Below are 19,799 nucleotides of genomic sequence, written 5' to 3'. Positions count from 1 at the left end.
GGCGGAAACCGCCCGGCAATGTAGCGGCTCCATCCTGAAAGAGCGCCAACGGCGCGACAGGACCAAAGTGCCCGACGACGGCGCCAGGACGGAGCTCGCCATGCACGAATCAGCCGCGACCGGCAAAGAAGCCGGCCGCATCATCGACTGCCGCTACCTCTCGCCCGGCGACGTGATTGAGGCCCGCTACAACGGTCAGCTTTATTACGTGGGAACGGTGACGGAAACCGTGCCTGTCCTTGGCATGTTCTGGATTTTCGAGGCCAGGGGCGGGACCCGGAAGCTCATTGATCCCCTGGCCGTGCACGTCGTGCGGCGGGCGGCCGCCGGCACTGCCACCGACGCGGCCGGCGGTCCAAACGACGTCGCAAGCCAGTGACGTTTGCCACGACCGACATCGCTATGTATTTTTACTCTCACAGCAATCTTCCGGGCGGCATTCAGGTAAAACTGAGGTCTCGCCGTCGTACTCCGGATGATTAGCAGCACGAGCGTCTCTCCAGCCTGGTCCAGCCGGAATCTTCGGAGCAACAGCCATGAGCCGTTCTGTTGCGCGCTGAACCGCCGGGGCTGTCCCGGGGGCCACTTCGTGTTTGGGGGACGCACACACCATGACCGTATCCAAATGGGTCGCCGCCGGTTCGTCAACGGCTGTGTTCGCTGGCGGGCTCTTCCTCGCAGCCCCCACGGCCGCCGCAGCGCCGGGCGACGCCGCGTGCGTGCAGGCATCCGGCCAGTTCGGGGCCGCCCTCTCTGCCGCCGGCATCACTGAAACCACAGTTGCCGATCTCGAGTCCAAGGCCGCAGTCGCCGCCGACGCCGAGTCGGGGTATCTCGCGATGGTCGAAGCGGCCGGAGCGATCCCCGCCGCCGAACTCGCCACGGCTCAGGCCGCGCTGGAGGACGCCATCGCAGCGACCGACGCCGCCGAAGCGGCAGAGGAAGAGGCCGAGGATTCGGGCGATCCGGCCGCCATCAGTGCAGCCCAGGACGCCACGAAAGCAGCCGAAGAGGCCGAAGACGCCGCCCGGCAGACCGTAACGGACCTGACCGCGGCGTACGACGCAGCCACTAACACGCCGGAGATCATCGCCGCCCAGGACGCCTTCAACGCAGCGGCGGCCGACTTCGACGCCGCGCTGGCCGCCGTCTCGCTCGATGAAACTTCCGCCGCAGACCTCGCGGGTCTATTCGAGGCGTTCCTGGCGGCATGCAACCCGGACTCCACCGGTGTTGACCCGGCGGTCACGCCGCCGGTGAACGCACCCGTTACTGTCCCGGGAAGCACGACGCCGGCCGTCGCCAATGCGGTCGACGTGACTCCCGCCGGGGGCGGCACCGCGGCGGTCGCCACGAACAGGGGCCTGAACGTGCAGACCGCGGCAGAGGCCGAGCCGGGCGTTCACCCCGGCCTGGCGCTCCTCGCCGGTCTCCTGGCGGCGGGCATCGCTGTGCCCGCGGCCGTGGCCATGAGGATGCGCCGCCTGGAGCGCACCCGCAAGTAAGCACTTGGTTCCGAAAACCACGACCAGCCAGCGCCGGCCCATGCGCCGGCGGTGGCTTGCCGTGCCCGCAGTTGCTGCGGCTGGTCTGGCCGCCGCTCTTTTCCTGGCGCCGTCGAACGCCGTTCCCCCGAACGGTGGCGGCAGCACCGCCGTCGTGCCTTCAACCGTTCCTTTAGCCACGGGTTCCGCGAGTGCCACGCCCGTTGCCCGCAAGGCGGTGCGGCCGCTGGCGGCGGCGCCGACGGCGGTGTCAATCGCGGCCGCCGACCTGAACGTGCGGGTCCTGCCGCTGACGCCGAGTGCGGACGAACTGGCTTCGGAATCGCTCGTGCCGCCGCTGACCGTCGACGCGTACTGGCTGACGAGCTACGGCGTGCCCGGTGCGGGGTCGGTCAATACGACCTACATCGTGGGGCACAGCTGGGACGGCCGGGATGCTCCGTTCAACCGGCTCAGCGACGAGTCGCTCGTGGGCAAGGCGGTCACGGTCACCACTGCCAAGGGGACGCTGCAGTACGTGGTGGATTCGGTGACCACGCACGACAAAAACACGCTCAAGGACAGCGACATCTGGAACGTCGTGCCCAACCGGGTGGTGCTGATCAGCTGCTACACCGAGGACCCGTGGGGCAAGAACGTGGTGGTCACGGCCTCCCCCGCTGCGTAAGCTGCACCGACCCGCCGTGACTGGCCCGACGCTCCCTCAGCTTTCGCCGCTTATTTCCCGACGCTCCCTCAGCTTTCGCCGCATTTCGTCGGACGCTTCCGCACTGATTAGCAGTCTTGATTCAATATTGATGGAATCCTGCGGCAATCTTAGGCGTGATGAGGCAGGCAAGTGAGAGCGCTGTGACAGTATGAGTTCGGTTGCAAAAATCCGACAAAATACTTCCTGGGGGAACCATGTCCACAACCGAAATCACACCTGCCACACCTCCGCCCTCTGCGGATAAATCAAAGCGCAGGAAGGCTAAAGCAATTCTGGCCGGCGGCCTTGTTCTTGGCATCGGTGCAGCCGTGACGCTCGCCGCATGGAACGACTCCGAGTTCGCGAAGGGAATATTCGATAGCGGGCACTTTGACATCGAAGGCACGGCAGATCCCAACGTGAACTTCGCAGACCACGAAGATGACGTCTCGGCCGCGGCGCTGACGTTCACGACAAGTTTCAGCAACATGAGCCCCGGCGGAAAGGTAGCCGCCCCTTATGCCCTGCGCCTAGACAAGGACAGCACATACAAGGCTTCGGTTTCCGTGGACGCAACGGCTGACGGGGACGCAAACGCAATCTCAAGCCTGAGCTACACGATCACTCAGGTCGCTTCCTTTGCAGCTTGCCACGTCGACCCGACAGGAACGTCAATAGCTCAAGGCGCAACACTGGACAGCGCTGTGAACAACACTCCCGTCGTACTCGAGACCTCTGCCAATGTCGGAACGGACGCAGGAGACGAGAAATTCTTGTGTATTCAGGTGACCGCGGGCAGTGGACTGGAACAGGATAAAACCGTCACAGCAACCTGGGAATTCATCGCGGAGTCCCAGGCGGCGTAGTCAGTGCCGTGGGCAAGCACGTGAAACGAATGCGGCACCGCAATTTCACCCGAATACGCGCCGTCCTCGCTGGCGCCCTCGTCCTTGGCGTGGGCGCCAGTGTGACCCTGGCTTCCTGGTCTGACTCTGAGTATGCCGCAGGCACATTCACGGCCAGCACGTTCCGCTTGGAATCAAGCACCGAATCCAGCACACTTCCCAACCTCTGGAAAGACAGTACTGAAAGCGACGCCTCCCTTGTTGTCAGCGCGGGTGGATTGTCGCCGGAAGCGTCGAAATACGCCTGGCTGAAGATCCGCACGACGTCATCATCAACCGTCGGTGGAAAAGTCAGCCTGGCAAGTTCGACGCCGGTTGGCGACTTGTCGCCAGTGCTGGAGTACCGGGCGGTGTTGACGGAGGCGACATGCGATTCGGGCGCCTTCTCCGGATCGGCGACGTACATCGCCGGATCGTCGTCCGCGTACCTGCCGGCGACGTCGGTGCAAGACACACCTGTCGCGTCGCCGATTGGTGCACCCCTGGGCGAGTTGCGTTACTGCTTCGACGTCCGGATTATGGCGGGCGCGAACAACACCTTCCAAGGCAAGGGCGCAACGGTGACTTGGCTCTTCACGGGGATCTCGAACTAGTTAGGAAAGAACCGGACATGAGCCGAACGAACATGCAGGGCCGACTCGGCAACGCCCTCCTGAACGTCGCTGCCCTCGGCGGCACTGTCTGCATCGTTCTGGTGATCCTTGCGTTCTTCTTCCAGATCACCCTGATCATGTTCAAGACCGGTTCCATGAGCCCGACAATCCCGGCTGGCTCGCTCGCCGTGGTCAAGAAGATCCCAGCGTCCGAAGCACGTGTGGGCGATGTCGTCACCGTCGACCGGGCGTCGGCCCTGCCCGTGACGCACCGAGTCACGTCGGTGATGCCGGCTGAAGGCGGTGCAGCCAAAATCACGATGCGCGGCGACGCCAACCCCACCGACGATCCCCTGCCCTACGAAATCCAGACGGTGCGGATCGTTCTCTGGTCTGTGCCCGAACTCGCCTACACGGTCAATGCTGCCAACAACCCGCTGATACTCGGCGGCCTTTCCGTTGTGATGGCCGTCGTGGTGACGTGGGCCTTCTGGCCCCGCGAGGAGCCCCGCCGCAGAGGCCGCCGGGCGAAAGGCGAGCCCGAGGAAGCGGCGACGTGAAGCGGCGGCTGCTTGCCGCCGTCGGACTCCTCACCTTGGTGGCGGCCCTGGTGGTGGCTCCGCCAGAACCTACGACGGCGGCCTGGACAGTGCCGCAGCAGGCGACAGGGACGTTCGTGGCGGGGACGGTGCTTCCTCCGTCCTGGGTAAGTTGCACCCGGACGACAGGAAGCAAGTACACGTTCAATTGGTCACAACCTGACGGCGGGGTGGAGCCAACCGGTTTCTCGTGGATGGTCAAGAACGGGAATGCAGTAGTTCTGGCACCAACTCTTGAGCCGGCGAACAAACGAGCCCTGACCGTCGACGTTGGAGTGCTAGCCCTAGGCACCTACACAGTTTCAGTGAAGACCATCGGTCCAGGTCAATGGGAATCTTCCTCGATCGAAGGTACTGTCAGTGCACTAACTGGCCTCATCACAAGCTGCCGCGTATGACCCCCGAGCCCACCACTCCGGGCGCCGCTAACGGTCCAGACCGCGAGCCGCTCACGCGCAAGCAGAGGGCACTGCTCTTCCTAAACTCCCGCCGTCGTCGATTCTGGGCTGGGCTCACATTCTTCGTTGCATGGCTCCTGCTCCAGTTGGCCTTCGACAGGTCGGACAACTTCCCGCTCAGCCTGGTCCCCAACATATTCCTGTACGCCGGCGGAGCACTCCTTGTGGTCCTCTGGACGAACGGCGCCGTCCTGAACCAGCCCATTCCTCTCCCCGCCGGCATCATGCGCGGCACAGCCACAACCCGCTTCATGAGCGAGGAGACCTGGAAGACAGACTTGTCTCCAACCCGGGCACAGGAGGCTCTGCTCCGGCTCTTCCAGCAGCCCGGCACCGAGGCGCGCGTAATCGGCAAGACCGTTTGGGTGCAGCTCGGCAGGGAGTGGCATGCCGAGCAGTGGTGGCACCGGGACGCGGGCCCGCACATGAAACGGAAAGCGCCGGTCCACTTCTTCATGGAATCCACCGAGACCGGTTCAGCCATCACCGCCTTCAGCAATGACCGCCGGCTGTTCGGAATGCACGACGTCGTCCGTCTCTCGGATGAGATGAGCGCCACCGCCGTGAAGCTGGCGAGGTATGCCACCGAAACCCGGCCCCGGGAAGACGACGAGGGCCGGGGACCGTAAGCCTCCGGCCCTCGAACAAGAAACTACGCCCCGCGCGCGCTCAGAAACCCATCCAGCGCGGGGAGGTCGTCAGTGTTGATGTTGTCGACGCCGGCATCAAGCAGCTCGGTCCACATCGCGTCACGCGCCGGGCCGGCCTGGTCCGGCGTCGCCCAGAACCGCACCCTGTACCCCTTCGCGTGCGCCGCTTTCACGTACGCGCGCAGCTTGGCGCGCTCGGACTCCGGCATGGGACCAACGCCCTGCCACGTGAACAGCTTGGTCCAGTTGTCGCTGACGAGCGGCATCAGCGTGGCAGGCATTCCTGAAGCCAGGTCCGCTGACCGGCCGTCATAGAACCCGAACCGCTTGTCCGCAGCCTGCATCGTGGCGAGCGGTCGGTTGCCGCTGATGACGGCGGTGACCGGCCCGGCAGAGACCTTGCCGTTGGCGTAGCGCGTCATCAGCGCGGGGTGCTCAGCCAGTTCCTTCTCGACGGCCGCATAGGTCGTTTCGCCGTCGCTCTTGATGTCGATCAGCAGCTGCAGGCTGCCATCCCAACCCGGGTAAACGCTGTGGCCCTGCTGCCGCACGAGCTTGTCCAGCGGGTCCAGGTAGAGGCTTTCGAGGGTGACGCCGGCGCGCGCATCCGCAAGGTCGTGCGCCACGCGCAGCTCGCCGTCCACCAGCCAGACGTCCGCCTCCACACTGGTGAACCCGTGTTCCAGCGCGTCCAACAGCGGCCGGCCGTGTTCGTAGTCGTTGTGCGCGTGCGCCGCGGCATGCGGCTCCCCCAGTACGACGGCGGCATCCGGCGCCGCGACGGACGGGGCGGCAATTCCGGCGAGCGCTGTGAGGGCGAAGAGGGCAGTGACGGTGCTTTTGAGCAGCACAGGGTTCTCCTTTTGTGCGGTTGGGACGCGGCCGCGCTTCCCGGATTGTGAACGTCCGACGGCGCGCCCCACCACCCTGCCTGCCGGCAGCTAACGCTTACCCACAGGCAGCCGACGCTGCGGTGAACAGGACGTGTCCTGCGCCGCTGGCCGAGCCTGCCGAAACCAGCGGGCGGAAACCCGTGATCTCGACAGGCCCGACCAACGGTGAGGAAGCGTCCCGCAGAACCCGACCAAAGGTGAGAGAGCGTGCGGAAGGACGCGACGCAAACTGAGGAAGCGTCCGAAACGGAACATTGAAAACGCAGCTCGCCCCCAGCGGAGACGGCCGCTCCGAACGCGCTAGATCTGCTTTGCAGCGGCCCGCAGCGCTGTCACTACAGGCGCGGTGCTCTCCTCCGCGGTGAGGGCCTGCGCCAGTTGGCGTGCACGGGCGGTGTAGGCCGGAGTCGTGGCGGCCTGCCTGATGGCCGCTGCCAGCCGCTCAACGGTGAGCTCCTTGTACGGTACCGGTTGCGGGCCCGCGCCGAGGGATGTGATCCGCGCGGCCCAGAACGGTTGGTCGGTGTATATCGGCACGCTGACCGCCGGCACACCGGCGCGCAGCCCTGCTGCGGCGGTCCCGGCGCCGGCATGGTGCACCACCGCAGCCATCTGCGGGAACAGCCATTCGTGCGGAACCGCTCCGATACTGATGGCATCGGGCCCGGAGACACCCTGGACTCCTTGCAGCACCGCGCGCACTCCCGCGCGGCGTGCGGCGTCGAGCATGAAGTCGGTGTCCAGGGCGGCGCTGCTGCCGAAGCCGATGAAGACCGGGGGCGGACCGTCCGCAAGGAATTCAAGCAGCTCGGGGGCTGGTTGCCAGGCAGGATCGGCTGCCGGCCACCAGTAGCCGGTCATGGTGAGTCCGGATCGCCAGTCTGCCGGGCGCGGAAATATTCTGGGGCTGATGCCGTGGAGCACCGGGCGGTTGGCTTTTCTGCGCGCACGTTCGGACGCGGACCTGGCCCTATTGGGTAGCCCGAGCACCTGGCGGATGCGGGCGCTCGGGGCGTCGTAGGGTGCTTTCCCCGCGGATATGAGTGAACCGAGCAGCTTGTTCCCGGCCGGCCCTAAGCTGCGGGCGGTCCCCAGGACCACGGGCGGGTAGGCGCTGCTGGGTTCGGTCGGCTGCAGATGGGCGCCCAGAACGGGGATGTCGAGGGCCTCGGCCACGTCGTAGGCATAGGGTGCGACTGCATTGGCGAGGATCACGTCGGCGCCGGCCTCGGCCGCGGTCAGTGTGCCGGTCGCCGCCAGGTCCATGTAGTCACCGAGTTCATGCATGTATCTGCGGAGATCCGCGCCCGTGGCCTTCTTCCCGGGAGGGGCCGGGCTGACCAGGTAGCTCATGTCACCGGGCAGCTCGCGGTGCTCGCACCCGGCAAAGGCGACCAGCGGCGCATAGGCGGCATTGGCCGCGATGGCGACGTCGAAGCCCATGGTCCGAAGCCTGCTGCCGAGCCCGGCCATCGGGACGACGTCTCCCCGGGCCCCGGGCGTAACCATGAGTACTCGCATGCCATTCCTCATTCCTGTCAATTGCGAACACTGATCGCAATTAAGAATAGGATGGAATGGGTACAGAACCTAACCCAGGGGGCTGAACGAAAGTAGGAGCATTCATGCCCGCTCATGACCCCATCGATGTCTGGCGGCGCCCGGAGCGTTCCGTCGTCGGGCCGAAACCCGAACACTCACGCGCGGGTATTGCTGCGGCGGCGATCGACATCGCCGACCGGGACGGCCTGACGGCCGTGTCCATCCGACGCGTTGCCGCCGGTATCGGGGCCGGCGCGGCGTCCCTGTACCGGTATGTGAAATCGCACGACGAGCTCATCGAACTCATCGTGGACACGGTCAGCGGTGAATACGACCTTGCCCCTTCGAAGGAAACTCCACCGATCCAGCTGCTGAACCTGGCGCGGCAGGGCCGGGTCATCATGCACCGGCATCCGTGGCTGGCTCCGCTGCTGCTGACCCGGCCCGCAATGGGACCAAATTCGCTCAGATATTTGGAGCAGGCCCTGTCTGTTCTGGAGGCCGTGGACATGCCGGGCCCCGCGAAGCTGCAGACCGTGGCCATGATGACGGCCATCACCTCCGCCTTCGTGCAAAACGAGCTGGCATCAGTCCACAGCTCCGGGGCGGGCCTCGGCGGGGCGAACGCCCGCCTGCAGTACCTCTCCGATGTAGTCCTGTCCGGGAACTACCCGCTGCTGGCCGCCGCACTCACCGGGCAACATGAACCCGAGAAACCCGAACATGTATTCACCGCTGTCATCACCAATTACCTGGCAGGCGCGGGCCTTCCGGCAGCCGCCGGTTCCGCCTGAGGAAGCGTCCCAGCAAAACCCGACGAAAGGTGAGAGAGCATCGGGAATAAGCGGCAGCAGGCGAGAGAGCGTCGGGGGTTGCCGGGGACGGCCGGCTAGCCGACGTGGATGCCCGGGCGGCGGGCGGGATCGGGCTCGTTTTCGCGGATGATCTCGCGGACCACGGGGGCGGTGTCGCCGCGGCCCAGCAGCAGGTAGCGCATCAGGTGGGCCAGCGGGTTGCCCTCGGCCCACTCGAAGTAGGCGTGAGGCCGTACGCCCGTGGCGGCATGCAGGGCCAGCAGGATCGCTGCGATGGCGTTGGGCGCGGCCGGACTCGTGGCGCGAAGGACGCGGTGGCCGGCCACCTCGACGCCGCGCACCTCGAGGACGTCGCTGAAGCCAGAGGGGTCTGTGACATCGATTTCCAGGAACATCACGTCGGCCGTGCCGGGCACCGGGTTGTTCTCCCGCTGCGTGGCTTCCTTCTCCGCGTACTCCTTGGCGTCCCTGGCCTGCGGGCGGTTGGCGATGATGTTGATGCGCCCGTCGTAGTCAATCGTGTCCGTCACGAAGCGCCGCGCGGCATCGTCGAACTCGATCCGGTCCACCCGCAGCTCGGTGGTCCTCGAGACACGGGACACCAGGGAGACGGCCACGATGCCCAGGATGAAGAACCCTGAGATCGCCAGTCCGTCCGGCTTCTCGATCACGTTCTCCACCAGCGCGTACAGCATCACCAGCGTCAGGACAGTGAAGCCGACGGCGGCACCCCGGCGCTTCTTGCGCGCGGCGGAGATGCTCACGGCCACCGCACCGGAGACCATCATGAACAGGATCCCGGTGGCGTACGCGCCGGCCTGGGCGTTGACGTCGGCCTTGAAGCCGATGGTGATGAGGATGCTGATGGCCGTGTATACCAGGACCACGGGCCGCACCGCGCGGGACCAGTCCGGCGCCATGCCGTAGGAAGGCAGGTAGCGGGGCACGATGTTGATCAGCCCGGCCATCGCGGAGGCACCGGCGAACCACAGGATCAGGACGCTGCTGATGTCGTAGACAGACCCGAAGCCGTTTCCCAGCCGCTCATGCGCCAGGTATGCCAGGGCACGGCCATTCGCCGGCCCGCCCTCCTGGAACGCCTCGGCCGGGATCAGCACGGTGGTCACGAAGCTGCTGCCGATCAGGTACACGCTCATGACCAGTGCCGCCGTCGTCAGGAGCTTGCGGGTGTTGCGGATCCGGTTCCGGAGCGTCTCCTCAGGCGTAGAACCGGAAGCCTTCACCAGGGGCATCATGCTGACGCCGGTTTCGAAACCGGAAAGGCCGAGCACCAGCAGCGGAAACGCCAGGACCGCGGGGCCGGCGATGTTGAAGAAGCCGCCGCCGAACGAACCCAGCGAACCGATCCAGGCGGCGACGGCACCCGGCTGGGTGACGGCGTCGTAAATTCCCGTGCCGATGATCACGGCGTTCAGCAGCAGAAAGACGCCGACCAGCGGTATGGCCACGGCTACCGCCTCGGAAAAGCCCAGCAGGAACACCCCGCCCAGGATCAGCAGCATCACCACGGTGATGGGAACCGCCTGGCCCTCCAGGAACGGCGGCAGGTACGGGTTCTCCAGCATGTGCACCGTGGCGTCGGCGGCGGACAGCGTGATGGTGATGATCCACGACGTCGCCACGAACCCGAGCAGCACCAGCACGAACACCTTCCCGCGCCAGAACGGCAGCAGGTTCTCGAGCATGGCAACGGACCCCTGCCCGTGCGGGCTCTCGTGCGCCACCCGCCGGTACATCGGCAGCATGCCCAGCAGCGTCAAGGCCACGATCAGCAGCGTGGCCAGCGGCGACAGCGCCCCGGCGGCGAGCGCGGCGATGCCGGGCAGGTAGGACAGCGTGGAGAAGTAGTCCACGCCGGTCAGGCACATTACCTTCCACCAACTCTGCTGGTGCCCGGTGCCTTCCTCGGACTCCGGGCCCACCGGCTGGTGCACCTTGTGCTCCAGCAGCCACCGCGTGAACGCGCTGCCGGGGCCATGTTCCAGTTCTGGGTTGGGCACGCTGGCCGGAACGGAGTATTGGGCAGGTGCGGTCATGAAGTGTCTTTCTGGATCTTGGGGGCCGGCGCCGGTAGGTGAGGAAGCGTCGGGGATCAAGCGGCGAAACGTGAGGGAGGGCCGGTAACCCGCCGTCGAACCGCGGGAGGGGTCCGACGGCGGGGGCTACTTCGTTGCTCTGATAAGCCGGTAGATCATGTAGCCGGTCACGCCGATCCCGAGGATCAGCCACAGCAACGGGGCGCTTTGGGTCAGCATGGCAGGACACGGCCTTGCGTGCTTAAGGTGGCCACGGGGTCCTTCGATTCACATGGGCAGTTTGCTGATGACCACGGGAGCCTAGCACCGGCCGGAATCCGAAAAGCGCCAAAACCGGGGATCTTAACGCTTTCTTAACGCCTCGCCCTTCACACCGGCCCCAGGGAATTCCGCGGTGGTAGCGTGACGCGTATGCGCGACGTTCCTGACCCGAAGGCCCGGCCTGCGGGCAGGAACGCCAGGCCTCCCGGCAAAGGGTCCCGGCCGGATACCCAAAAGCCCCTGTGGCCCGGCGGCTCCAAGGTCTTCCCGCGCATCCTCAACGTCTTCGCGCCCCAACACCCTGCCCAGGTGATCGTGCTCGGGTTCGCCGCCGCCGTCGCCGTCGGCACGGGGCTGCTCATGCTGCCCGTCTCGCGGAACGGACCCGGCGGCGCACCCTTCCTCGATGCCCTGTTCACCTCCACGTCCTCGGTGTGCGTCACCGGGCTGATCACGGTGGACACTGCGGTGTACTGGAGCGGCTTCGGCAAGGCGGTGATCATGGCCCTGATCCAGGTCGGCGGGTTCGGAGTCATGTCCTTCGGCACGCTGCTGGGGGTGCTTATGGCCCGCCGCCTGGGCCTGCGTTCGCGGCTGTCGGCGGCGGCGGAGATCAAGAGCACAGGTTTCGGCGACGTGCGCCGGGTTCTGCTGGGGGTGCTGGCCATCAGCCTCACCGTGGAGATTGTCCTCGCGGGGATCCTGGCCGCCAGGCTCGTCGCTGGTTACGGCTACGAGCCCGGGCGGGCTCTGTGGCACGGCGTCTTCCACTCGGTGTCCTCCTTTAATAACGCCGGGTTCGCGCTGCACACGGACAACCTCATCGGCTTCGCAGGCGACCCGTGGATCTGCCTGCCCATCGCGGCCGCGGTGATTATCGGCGGCCTTGGCTTCCCGGTGCTGTTCGAACTGCGCCGGCAGTACCAGCGGCCCATCCACTGGAGCATGAACACCAAGCTGGTTTTGGTGGGCACCGCCGTGCTCCTCACCGCGGGCACCGTCTTCCTCACCGCCGTCGAGTGGTCCAACCCTGCCACCCTCGGCGCCCTCAAACCCGGCGAACGCATCCTGGCCGGATTCTTCCAGTCCGTCATTACCCGCACGGCGGGGTTCAACAGCATCGACATCGGGCACATGCACGAGGTGTCCTGGCTGGGCATGGACATCCTCATGTTCATCGGCGGCGGCCCGGCCGGCACCGCGGGCGGCCTGAAAATCACCACCTTCAGCGTGCTGTTCTTCATCCTGCTGACCGAACTGCAGGGCGGAACGGCCGTGAACATCTTCGGCAAGCGCCTCTCCCGCGCCGTGCACCGGCAGGCCATCACCGTGGTGCTGCTGGCCATCGGGCTGGTGGTCGGCTCCACAATGTTCCTCATGATCATCACCGACTTCGGCCAGGAGCGGATCCTGTTCGAGGTGATCTCCGCTTTTGCAACGGTGGGGCTGTCCACCGGCATCACGGCCGCCCTACCGCCGGCCGGGCAGGTGGTGCTGATCCTGCTGATGTTCATCGGGCGCCTTGGACCGGTGACGCTGGGCGCCGCGCTGGCGCTCCGCGAACGCCCGCTTCTCTATGAATACCCGAAGGAAAGGCCCCTCATTGGCTAAGAATTTCTTCTCCCGCTCACCCGAATCCGGGGCGCAGGCTGACACGGTGGTGGTCATCGGGCTGGGCCGCTTCGGCGGGGCGCTGGCGCTGGAGCTCGAGGCGCAGGGCACCGAGGTGCTGGGCATCGACTCCAGCGAGGACACCGTCCAGTCCTACAACGGCCGGCTCACGCACGTGGTCCGGGCCGACTCCACCAAGGAGGAGGTGCTGCGCCAGCTCTCCGTCCACGAGTTCGACCGCGCCGTGGTGGGCATCGGCAGCGACATCGAGGCGAGCATCCTGACCACCTCGCGCCTGCTCATGTTCAAGAAGCCGCAGATCTGGGCAAAGGCCATCAGCGAACCGCACGCCGAGATCCTCAACCAGCTCGGCGTGGACCACGTGATCCGGCCCGAGCACGACATGGGCAAGCGCGTGGCTCACCTGGTCCGCGGCTCGCTGCTGGACTACGTCGAGTTCGAGGACGACTTCGTGATGATCCGCACCAGCCCGCCCACCGAGGCCCGCGACCGTCCGCTGGGCGTGCTGGGCCTGCGCGACAAGTACGGCATCACCATCGTGGCGGTCAAGCGCCCCGGCGGCATCTGGGGCCACACCACCGCGCAGACGGTCCTGTACGACGACGACCAGATCATCGTGCAGGGCAGCAAGACCCAGGCGGAGCGGTTCAGCAACATGCCGTAGGTCCTGTCGGCCCTGTCACGGGGCTATCGCGTGGCCGGCGCCTCGATAAAGACCACCTGGCTCAGGCTTCGGACAGGCTTTCGCCTCCGTGCGGGAGGCTTGCCGACGGCGTTGGCCGGGTTCCCGGCGTCGGACTTCAGTTTCCCGGCACCCGGGGAATGCGCCGCGCCCGGGGAATGCCCGACGGCGGATGCCGCCTTTCCTGCCGGCACGCGCCGCACGCTGAGCTGCTCGAGATCCAGCAGCCGGCGGGCGCCGGTCCGGGCGTCGATGATCCAGAACAGGTCGATGTCCCGGACCGTGCTGCTCACGGTCCCCCGGTGCGCCAGCCGCCCGCGGTGCCAGGCCTCCACCTCGTCGCCCACCGCCAGCTCGGCGCTGGATTGCACTTCAAGCTCCAGATGTTCGTTCAAGGCCGGTCCCCTCCATTGGAATGTTGATGGGACCAGCCTGCACCACGATGTTTTCAAGAAAGTTTCAGGTTTTGACCCGTTGTGTGTCTGCGCTGTTACTGGCTCTGCCAGCTAGCGCACCTCATAAATCGACGAGCGGATGGCGGAAATGGAAGCTAGGAAAAATATGCCGTGCAATAACACGCAGCAAATTGAAACAAGGCATTGCTCAGAAAAACTGCGCCGATCTTGATCGTTTCCTGCGGAATTCTTAGGCTGCGCGCCATCAGGGCCGAAATATTTTGTAATTGCTAATTCCCCGCCAGGGCGTCCGCACGCTGGCTCGCAGCCAAAGCCTCCTGCACATTCCCGAGGCGCTGGTGAATATTCGCCAGGACCCGCCACGGCGTATCCAGTGAAGGGTCCAGCGCGGCTGCGTGCTCCAGGTCGGCAATGGCGTCGGCCGAGTGTCCCAGGCCAAACTGCGCTACGCCCCGCTGCACGTAAAGGGTTGTTGAATACGGGGCGTCAGCAACCAGCGCATCCAGCAGGTCCTTGGCCGCCGGAACGTCACCGCTGTAAAGATAGCCGATAGCAAGGGCCGTGCCCGCCTCCTGCGAGCCGGGCGTCCGTTCCCAGGCCAGGCGTCCCCACTCAACGGCGTACCCGGCCGCATCCCGGTCGCCCGCCGTCGCCGGGCCCGCGAACGCCTGGGCTGCGAGCAGCGCGGTGTCGCTGTCCCATGGCCGAAGCTGCCTGGCCTGCACAAACGCCCGCTGCGCCCCGGCGCTGTCCCCGGCCGCGGCCGCCCTGGCTCCGGCCTCCATGGGCCATTCAGCCACGGCAGCGGGAACGGCGATCGCCATCGCCCCGAGTACCAGCAACACACCCGCCAGCCGGGGAACTGCCCGCATTTTGGCGCCACCAAAGACCGGGATGAACCCGGTCCGGATGGGCGCAGGCTTCCCGCCATCGCACCCAACCAGACCGCCGCACAGGAAGGCCACCAGGCCGGTAGTGCCGATGGAGGTGAAGTGCGTGAACAGGGCCAGCGCGTAGGCCACGACCGTCACCAGCACCAGGGCGAGATACCTGCGCTCTGCCCCCTGCTTTGTTTCCCGCAGCCGCCGGACCAGGGCCGCCAGTGAAACCGCGAGGAGCAGCACAACGAGCACCAGCAGCGGAACACCACCAGCAGCCAACAACTGCAGTGGCCAACTGTGCGGCGAGTCGGCAGGAAAGCTGTCGCCCACAGTCCGGGCCCATTCCCCGTTCAGGTACGCGGGAAAGGCGTCCACGAAACCGCTCGGACCAACGCCCGAGACGGTATGGTCGGCGATCAGCCCAAGGCTCCGGTCCCACAGTAGCCACCTGCCATCAACCGTTCCGGCGGACAGGAGGCGGTCCCGTGCGGAAGGTACCAGCACCACGACGAGGGCGATGCCCGCCGCGGCGGCCGCTGCTCCGGCAGCGATTTTTACCGGGGACCAGGACCTGGCCCTCATCCATGCAATCGCGCTGAACACAGCCACGATCAGGAGTGCGGCCAGTGCAGCCCGGGACCCGGAAAGCACGGCAACTCCTACGCCGGCCAGCAGACCAGCACGGCGCACCCAAACCTGCCATGCTTTGTCCAAGTCACCTTGTGCGGCAAGGGCACCGGCAATAACGACGCCGACCAGTCCTTGGTCTGTTGCGTTGCCCAGCGTCGCTCCCGGCCTTACGTTTTCGGCGCCGCCCAGAGGACGCAGACCGGCACCTTCCAGGGCCGCAATGACGAACAATGCGCTGCCCGCAACAGCCAGAGACAGGCTGAGCAGGGCGCGCCGCCGACTCCCGCCCGTCCCTCCCAGCACCTTGGCCCCGACAGCGAAAACCGCCACGTACACAGCCAGTGTCAGCAGGCCCTCATAGCGCGGCCACCGGCCCGCGATACTCGCAAGGGGGGTGCCGGAGAGCAGCATCGCGACGGCGATCCACAGCACGCAGGCGGCCGTCGCGGCCTTCACTGCCACGGGGAGGCGCGCACCAGCGGGCGACAGCAGGCCGGCGAGGACAGCGAGGATGACCACCACGAGCTTGATCCACACGAACCGGAAAAGTCCGCCGGGCTGGAAGGCCACAAGAGAGGCGGCCATCAGGATGATGCAGACCCCGGGAAGGCGGGAGATTGCTCGTTCCATGCGCAAGCCTGCAGCCTTTCCCCCGAATTGTCCGTACCCAACAATAACCGCCCGAGACGGGCAATTCTTCCTCTGGGCCGGGGACGCAATGAAGAAATTCGGAGCGCTTCACAATCGTTGGATAAACTCTATTGCACAGTTAGACTGAGGCGTTCTTTGACAATTTAAAGTAGCGGCGGCGCCGCCTGCTGGGCCCATGGGGGGATAAAAAAATGCTCGTTAGGAGCGGGCGATTCCGTTTAAGGATCGCATTATTGTTATCGGTACTTTCGGCGCTGATAGTCACAGGGTTGGCACCGGCCAACGCCGTAGACCTGTCCGAGGCCACGATCAGCGGAAAGGTTACGGCACCGGCCGGTGTGGACCTTGCGGCTACGACAGTCTTTGCTTACACCGCGGATGGACAGATGCCGGTCGCCTCAGAGCAGGTCAGGGAGGACGGCACCTACACGGTCAACGCACTCCAGGCCGGCGCATACAAGCTCGAGTTCAACGGATACAACAACTCCGGCGCCCTGGCTCAGTGGTACTCGGGTGCCACGACGTATGAAACGGCTACCTCGGTCACCGTTGCTGCGGGCCAAAACCTTGCGGGGATAAACGTGAGCCTCATCAAGGGCGCCACCGTCAGCGGCCGCATCACTGTCCCGGCAGGCATCGACGTCAGTTATCTCTACGTCTCCGTCCAAAGCACCGGCGACGACTGGTATTCAGCATCCGGTTCGGTGAACCCGGACGGCAGCTACTCCGTGCGCGGCCTTCCGGCCGGCACCTACAAGATCCAGTTCGTTGGCGGAAACACCGGAGCAATTACCCAGTGGCATGCGGCGGCGACGTCCTTCGATACTGCCACGCCCGTCACATTGACGGCTGGCCAGGCTCTGACGGGGATCAATGCAACCCTTGTACGGGGTGCGTCCATCAGCGGCACCATTACGGTTCCGGCCGGCGCCGATGCGAGCGGAGTCCAGATCGAGGCGCGGGACAGCAACGGCAATACCGTCGGCTCTTCGTCCGCCAGTCCTGAAGGAACGTACAGCCTCCGTGGCCTTCCGGCCGGAAGCTACAAGGTTGTGTTTTCCTCCTATGGAACCGGCCTCCTTCAGCAGTGGTACCCCGGAGCGTCGTCGTTTGATACCGCGAATCCAGTGGTCCTCGCCGCAGCCCAGGACAAAACCGGGATCAACGCAGCCCTCGTCACCGGCGGCTCGGTCAGCGGAAAAGTCACAGCCCCGGCCGGAATCGATCTCTCCTCAATCCGGGCCACCGTCTATGAGGCAACCGGACCCAACCCGAACTACGTTGCGTCATCATCACTCAACGCCGACGGCACATACACGGTGGGTGGGCTTAACACCGGAAGCTACAAGGTACAGTTCCTCGGGTCGAACAGCACGCTGCTGGAGCAGTGGTATGACGGTGCGTCAACTTTTGGAACAGCCACTCCCATAACCGTCACGGCGGGCCAGGACCACAGCGGGGCAGATGCTGCCCTGACTAAAGGCGCGTCCATCACCGGAAAGGTCACTTCTGCCCCGGGCGTAAACCTTTCCCAGGTGTGGGTTTACCTCTACGATTCGGAAACCCTTTCCTGGGCTGGGGCGATCCAGCCGGCCCCGGACGGCTCCTACGAATTCGCAGGCCTCGGCGCAGGATCATACAAAATCCAGTTCAGTACGGGCAGCTCCGGCGCACTCGGGCAGTGGTACGGCGGTGCCGCCACGGCGTCTACCGCCACCCCCGTCGCAGTCAGCAGCAGCCAGGACCTGACGCTGCCCGACTCTGTGCTCATCAAGGGTGCGACCATCTCCGGAAAAGTAACTGCGCCCGCAGGCGTTGACCTTACAGCCGTCTCCGTCTACGCGTACGACTCCACAAGCAATTTGACGTACCCCGTTTACACCAACGTGCAGGCCGACGGCAGCTACAAGCTGGCGGGGCTCCCCCAGGGCAACTACGTTTTCCTGTTTTCCGGCTACAACTCCGGGGCCCTGGACCAATGGCACGCAAATGCCACCTCACGGGAGACGGCCACCGTACTGCCAGTAGCCGCGGGCCAGGACGTCACTGGCATCAACGCGACCCTGGTCAAGGGTGCAAGCATCAGCGGTAAAGTCACCGTCCCGGCCGGGGTAACCCTGTCCGGCGTGTCCGTGTCTGCCAGCGGGGCGGGCAGCCCCTACGGCACGTATGCGAACGTGAATGCCGATGGAACGTACAGGGTGAAGGGCCTCCCGGCCGGCAGCTACAAGGTAAAGTTCTCCAACTACAACTCCGGGGCGCTGGACGAGTGGTACAACAACGTGCAGACCGAGGCCGCTGCCACGCCCGTTGTCCTGACAGCAGGACAGGACAGGACGGCGGTCGATGCGGCGCTGGCCAAGGGCGCGACAATCGGCGGCAAGGTCACCCTGCCCGCGGGCGTGAGCGCCTTTAACGTCAGCGTCAGCCTCTTCAAGGCAGCCGATGGCGCACCGGTTAGTTCTGTCCAGCTCAACAGCGACGGCACGTATGCGCTGCGCGGAGTTCCCGCAGGCAGCTACAAGCTCCGGTTCGCCGGATACAGCAACACTGGGGTGCTGGCCCGGTGGTACACCAATGCCATTGCCCTGGCCACGGCAACCCCGGTCAACGTCACCGACGGTCAAACCCTTACCGCCATCAATGCCACCCTCGTCAAGGGCGGCGTGATCAGCGGCAAGATCACCGCCCCGGCGGGGACGCGGCTGACCGCGTCACAGGTCATCGCCACGAAGGCCGGAACCATCGATGACTCGTCCGTTTACGGCTACGTCGAGCCGGACGGCACCTACAGCATCGTCGGACTGGAGACCGGCTCCTACAAGCTGCGCTTCCTCGGCGGCCAGAGTGGCGCCGAGGACCTCTGGTACGGAGGGGCAACGGCCGCCACCGCCAAATCCGTAGCGGTGACCGCGGGGCAGAGTGTCAGTGGCGCGGACCTGACGGTTGTCACCGGGGCGACCATCAGCGGGAACGTCTCCGGGGCAAGTGCCCAGCCGGGTTACCTCCTCAGCGTCCTTGACTCGGCCGGCAAACTGGTCAAGAACGGCTACTCGGATGAGGCCGGCAACTACAGCGTGGTCGGCCTCGCTGCGGGTTCCTACAAGGTGGCGTTCAACCGCTCCACCGGGTACACCCAGGACGAGGCCCAGTACTACCAGAACCAGCCTGAATCCGCCGGTGCAGGGCAGGCGCAGTCCATCCCGGTCACTGCCGGACAGACAGTGCCGAACATCAACGCCAGCCTCACAGCCGGGGCCTCCGTGACCGGCACCGTACTGGACAAGGCCGGAAAGCCGGTAGTCAGCGCCCTGATTCAGGCCTACACACCGGACGGCTCACTGGTTACCCGCAGTGCGAGCACCAGTGCCACCGGAAAGTACACGCTCTCGGGCCTTACGACGGGCAGCTACATCATCAAGGTGCACGGAGCCTTGTCCGGGCGCGGTGACCTCTACTCCGGCAACAAGACCACCGAGGCCACGGCAACGAAGGTCAGTGCAGTCAGGGGCAGCGCCACAACGCAGAACCTGTCGTACGCGGCAGTGGTGGAGACCATCACCGCCCCCACCCCTACGGTCAAGGGAACGGCCAAAGTGGGCTCCACGCTCACGGCGACCCCCGGAACCTGGGGTCCCACAGGGGTCGCGCTGAAGTACCAGTGGAAGGCCAACGGCGTTGCCATCACGGGCGCCGCCGCCACCACGTTCAAGCTGACGACGGCACAGGTGGGCAAGACACTGACCTTCAGCGTGACGGGCACCAAGGCGGGATACACCACGGCAACCAAGACCTCCGCCGCCACCGGCACGGTCATGGCCCTCAACCCCGTCCTGACCTCGCCGGCTCCCAAGGTCACCGGAACGGCAAAGGTGGGCTACACGCTGACCGCAACTCCGGGAACCTGGGGACCGGCACCCGTCACCCTGAAGTACCAGTGC

Annotated in this window: 16 protein-coding genes; 11 read left to right on the top strand and 5 right to left on the bottom strand. The window is 65.6% G+C overall.

From position 1 onward, the window contains the following. Positions 1 to 100 precede the first annotated feature (100 nt). The 7 genes from ACFQ50_RS00890 to ACFQ50_RS00860 all read left to right on the top strand — a co-directional run bounded on the left by ACFQ50_RS00890 (position 101) and on the right by ACFQ50_RS00860 (position 5,377). Positions 101 to 379, top strand: a complete 279-nt coding sequence (locus ACFQ50_RS00890; protein ID WP_377993629.1) for a hypothetical protein — start codon at positions 101 to 103, stop codon at positions 377 to 379. A gap of 232 nt (positions 380 to 611) precedes the next feature. Next, the gene (locus ACFQ50_RS00885) at positions 612 to 1,505 is read left to right on the top strand and encodes a hypothetical protein (RefSeq protein WP_377993628.1); all 894 of its coding nucleotides are present in this window, start codon (positions 612 to 614) and stop codon (positions 1,503 to 1,505) included. Between the two features lie 4 nt (positions 1,506 to 1,509). Then, positions 1,510 to 2,172, top strand: coding sequence for a class F sortase (locus ACFQ50_RS00880; protein ID WP_377993626.1), 663 nt, complete (start codon positions 1,510 to 1,512; stop codon positions 2,170 to 2,172). A gap of 236 nt (positions 2,173 to 2,408) precedes the next feature. Beyond that, positions 2,409 to 3,059: a SipW-dependent-type signal peptide-containing protein gene (locus ACFQ50_RS00875; protein ID WP_377993624.1), complete on the top strand. Its 651-nt coding sequence runs from the start codon at positions 2,409 to 2,411 to the stop codon at positions 3,057 to 3,059. Between the two features lie 8 nt (positions 3,060 to 3,067). After that, the gene (locus tag ACFQ50_RS00870) at positions 3,068 to 3,691 is read left to right on the top strand and encodes a SipW-dependent-type signal peptide-containing protein (RefSeq protein ID WP_377993623.1); all 624 of its coding nucleotides are present in this window, start codon (positions 3,068 to 3,070) and stop codon (positions 3,689 to 3,691) included. A gap of 17 nt (positions 3,692 to 3,708) precedes the next feature. Beyond that, entirely contained in the window at positions 3,709 to 4,251 is a 543-nt protein-coding gene (locus ACFQ50_RS00865) for a signal peptidase I (protein WP_377993621.1), read from the top strand. Between the two features lie 433 nt (positions 4,252 to 4,684). Beyond that, positions 4,685 to 5,377 carry a hypothetical protein gene (locus tag ACFQ50_RS00860; RefSeq protein ID WP_377993620.1) on the top strand — a complete coding sequence of 231 codons (693 nt, stop codon included), beginning with the start codon at positions 4,685 to 4,687 and terminating at the stop codon, positions 5,375 to 5,377. Positions 5,378 to 5,400: 23 nt separating this feature from the next. Here ACFQ50_RS00860 and ACFQ50_RS00855 read toward each other — a convergent pair whose 3' ends face one another. Beyond that, on the bottom strand, positions 5,401 to 6,249 hold the full coding sequence (locus ACFQ50_RS00855; RefSeq protein ID WP_377993618.1) for a phosphatidylinositol-specific phospholipase C/glycerophosphodiester phosphodiesterase family protein: 849 nt from the start codon (positions 6,247 to 6,249) through the stop codon (positions 5,401 to 5,403). Between the two features lie 342 nt (positions 6,250 to 6,591). Then, the gene (locus tag ACFQ50_RS00850) at positions 6,592 to 7,812 is read right to left on the bottom strand and encodes a glycosyltransferase (protein WP_377993617.1); all 1,221 of its coding nucleotides are present in this window, start codon (positions 7,810 to 7,812) and stop codon (positions 6,592 to 6,594) included. Between the two features lie 104 nt (positions 7,813 to 7,916). Here ACFQ50_RS00850 and ACFQ50_RS00845 point away from each other — a divergent pair, with 104 nt between their 5' ends. Further along, complete coding sequence (locus ACFQ50_RS00845; RefSeq protein ID WP_377993616.1) at positions 7,917 to 8,627, top strand: TetR/AcrR family transcriptional regulator C-terminal domain-containing protein; 711 nt, start codon at positions 7,917 to 7,919, stop codon at positions 8,625 to 8,627. A 95-nt stretch (positions 8,628 to 8,722) separates the two neighbouring features. Here ACFQ50_RS00845 and ACFQ50_RS00840 read toward each other — a convergent pair whose 3' ends face one another. Next, complete coding sequence (locus ACFQ50_RS00840) at positions 8,723 to 10,705, bottom strand: amino acid transporter (protein WP_377993615.1); 1,983 nt, start codon at positions 10,703 to 10,705, stop codon at positions 8,723 to 8,725. A 411-nt stretch (positions 10,706 to 11,116) separates the two neighbouring features. On the opposite strand from ACFQ50_RS00840, the gene ACFQ50_RS00835 reads away from it, so the two are divergent. Both ACFQ50_RS00835 and ACFQ50_RS00830 read left to right on the top strand, forming a co-directional pair. Further along, positions 11,117 to 12,577 carry a TrkH family potassium uptake protein gene (locus ACFQ50_RS00835; RefSeq protein WP_377993614.1) on the top strand — a complete coding sequence of 487 codons (1,461 nt, stop codon included), beginning with the start codon at positions 11,117 to 11,119 and terminating at the stop codon, positions 12,575 to 12,577. Beyond that, entirely contained in the window at positions 12,570 to 13,262 is a 693-nt protein-coding gene (locus ACFQ50_RS00830) for a potassium channel family protein (protein ID WP_377993613.1), read from the top strand. The genes ACFQ50_RS00835 and ACFQ50_RS00830 overlap by 8 nt, the downstream gene beginning before the upstream one ends. 23 nt (positions 13,263 to 13,285) lie before the next feature. Here ACFQ50_RS00830 and ACFQ50_RS00825 read toward each other — a convergent pair whose 3' ends face one another. Both ACFQ50_RS00825 and ACFQ50_RS00820 read right to left on the bottom strand, forming a co-directional pair. Further along, complete coding sequence (locus ACFQ50_RS00825; protein WP_377993612.1) at positions 13,286 to 13,675, bottom strand: hypothetical protein; 390 nt, start codon at positions 13,673 to 13,675, stop codon at positions 13,286 to 13,288. 290 nt (positions 13,676 to 13,965) lie between these two features. Beyond that, positions 13,966 to 15,837, bottom strand: coding sequence for an O-antigen ligase family protein (locus ACFQ50_RS00820; protein WP_377993611.1), 1,872 nt, complete (start codon positions 15,835 to 15,837; stop codon positions 13,966 to 13,968). 254 nt (positions 15,838 to 16,091) lie between these two features. Between ACFQ50_RS00820 and ACFQ50_RS00815 the strand changes: the two genes are divergently transcribed. Then, positions 16,092 to 19,799 (top strand): carboxypeptidase regulatory-like domain-containing protein (locus ACFQ50_RS00815; protein ID WP_377993610.1); only part of this gene is annotated, 3,708 nt, incomplete at its 3' end.

This window comes from Arthrobacter sp. NPDC056493 (genome assembly GCF_042795115.1).
Classification (GTDB): domain Bacteria; phylum Actinomycetota; class Actinomycetes; order Actinomycetales; family Micrococcaceae; genus Arthrobacter.
The sequence above is the reverse complement of the archived record's forward strand: the minus strand, read 5'-3'. Positions and strand labels throughout refer to the sequence as shown.

What these genes read in the sequence shown, in the direction of transcription:
- ACFQ50_RS00840 (WP_377993615.1), bottom strand. Translation starts at nt 10,705, where the DNA reads ATGACCGCACCTGCCCAATACTCCGTTCCGGCCAGCGTGCCCAACCCA.
- ACFQ50_RS00885 (WP_377993628.1), top strand. Translation starts at nt 612, where the DNA reads ATGACCGTATCCAAATGGGTCGCCGCCGGTTCGTCAACGGCTGTGTTC.
- ACFQ50_RS00820 (WP_377993611.1), bottom strand. Translation starts at nt 15,837, where the DNA reads ATGGAACGAGCAATCTCCCGCCTTCCCGGGGTCTGCATCATCCTGATG.
- ACFQ50_RS00890 (WP_377993629.1), top strand. Translation starts at nt 101, where the DNA reads ATGCACGAATCAGCCGCGACCGGCAAAGAAGCCGGCCGCATCATCGAC.
- ACFQ50_RS00850 (WP_377993617.1), bottom strand. Translation starts at nt 7,812, where the DNA reads ATGCGAGTACTCATGGTTACGCCCGGGGCCCGGGGAGACGTCGTCCCG.
- ACFQ50_RS00835 (WP_377993614.1), top strand. Translation starts at nt 11,117, where the DNA reads ATGCGCGACGTTCCTGACCCGAAGGCCCGGCCTGCGGGCAGGAACGCC.
- ACFQ50_RS00875 (WP_377993624.1), top strand. Translation starts at nt 2,409, where the DNA reads ATGTCCACAACCGAAATCACACCTGCCACACCTCCGCCCTCTGCGGAT.
- ACFQ50_RS00860 (WP_377993620.1), top strand. Translation starts at nt 4,685, where the DNA reads ATGACCCCCGAGCCCACCACTCCGGGCGCCGCTAACGGTCCAGACCGC.
- ACFQ50_RS00865 (WP_377993621.1), top strand. Translation starts at nt 3,709, where the DNA reads ATGAGCCGAACGAACATGCAGGGCCGACTCGGCAACGCCCTCCTGAAC.
- ACFQ50_RS00845 (WP_377993616.1), top strand. Translation starts at nt 7,917, where the DNA reads ATGCCCGCTCATGACCCCATCGATGTCTGGCGGCGCCCGGAGCGTTCC.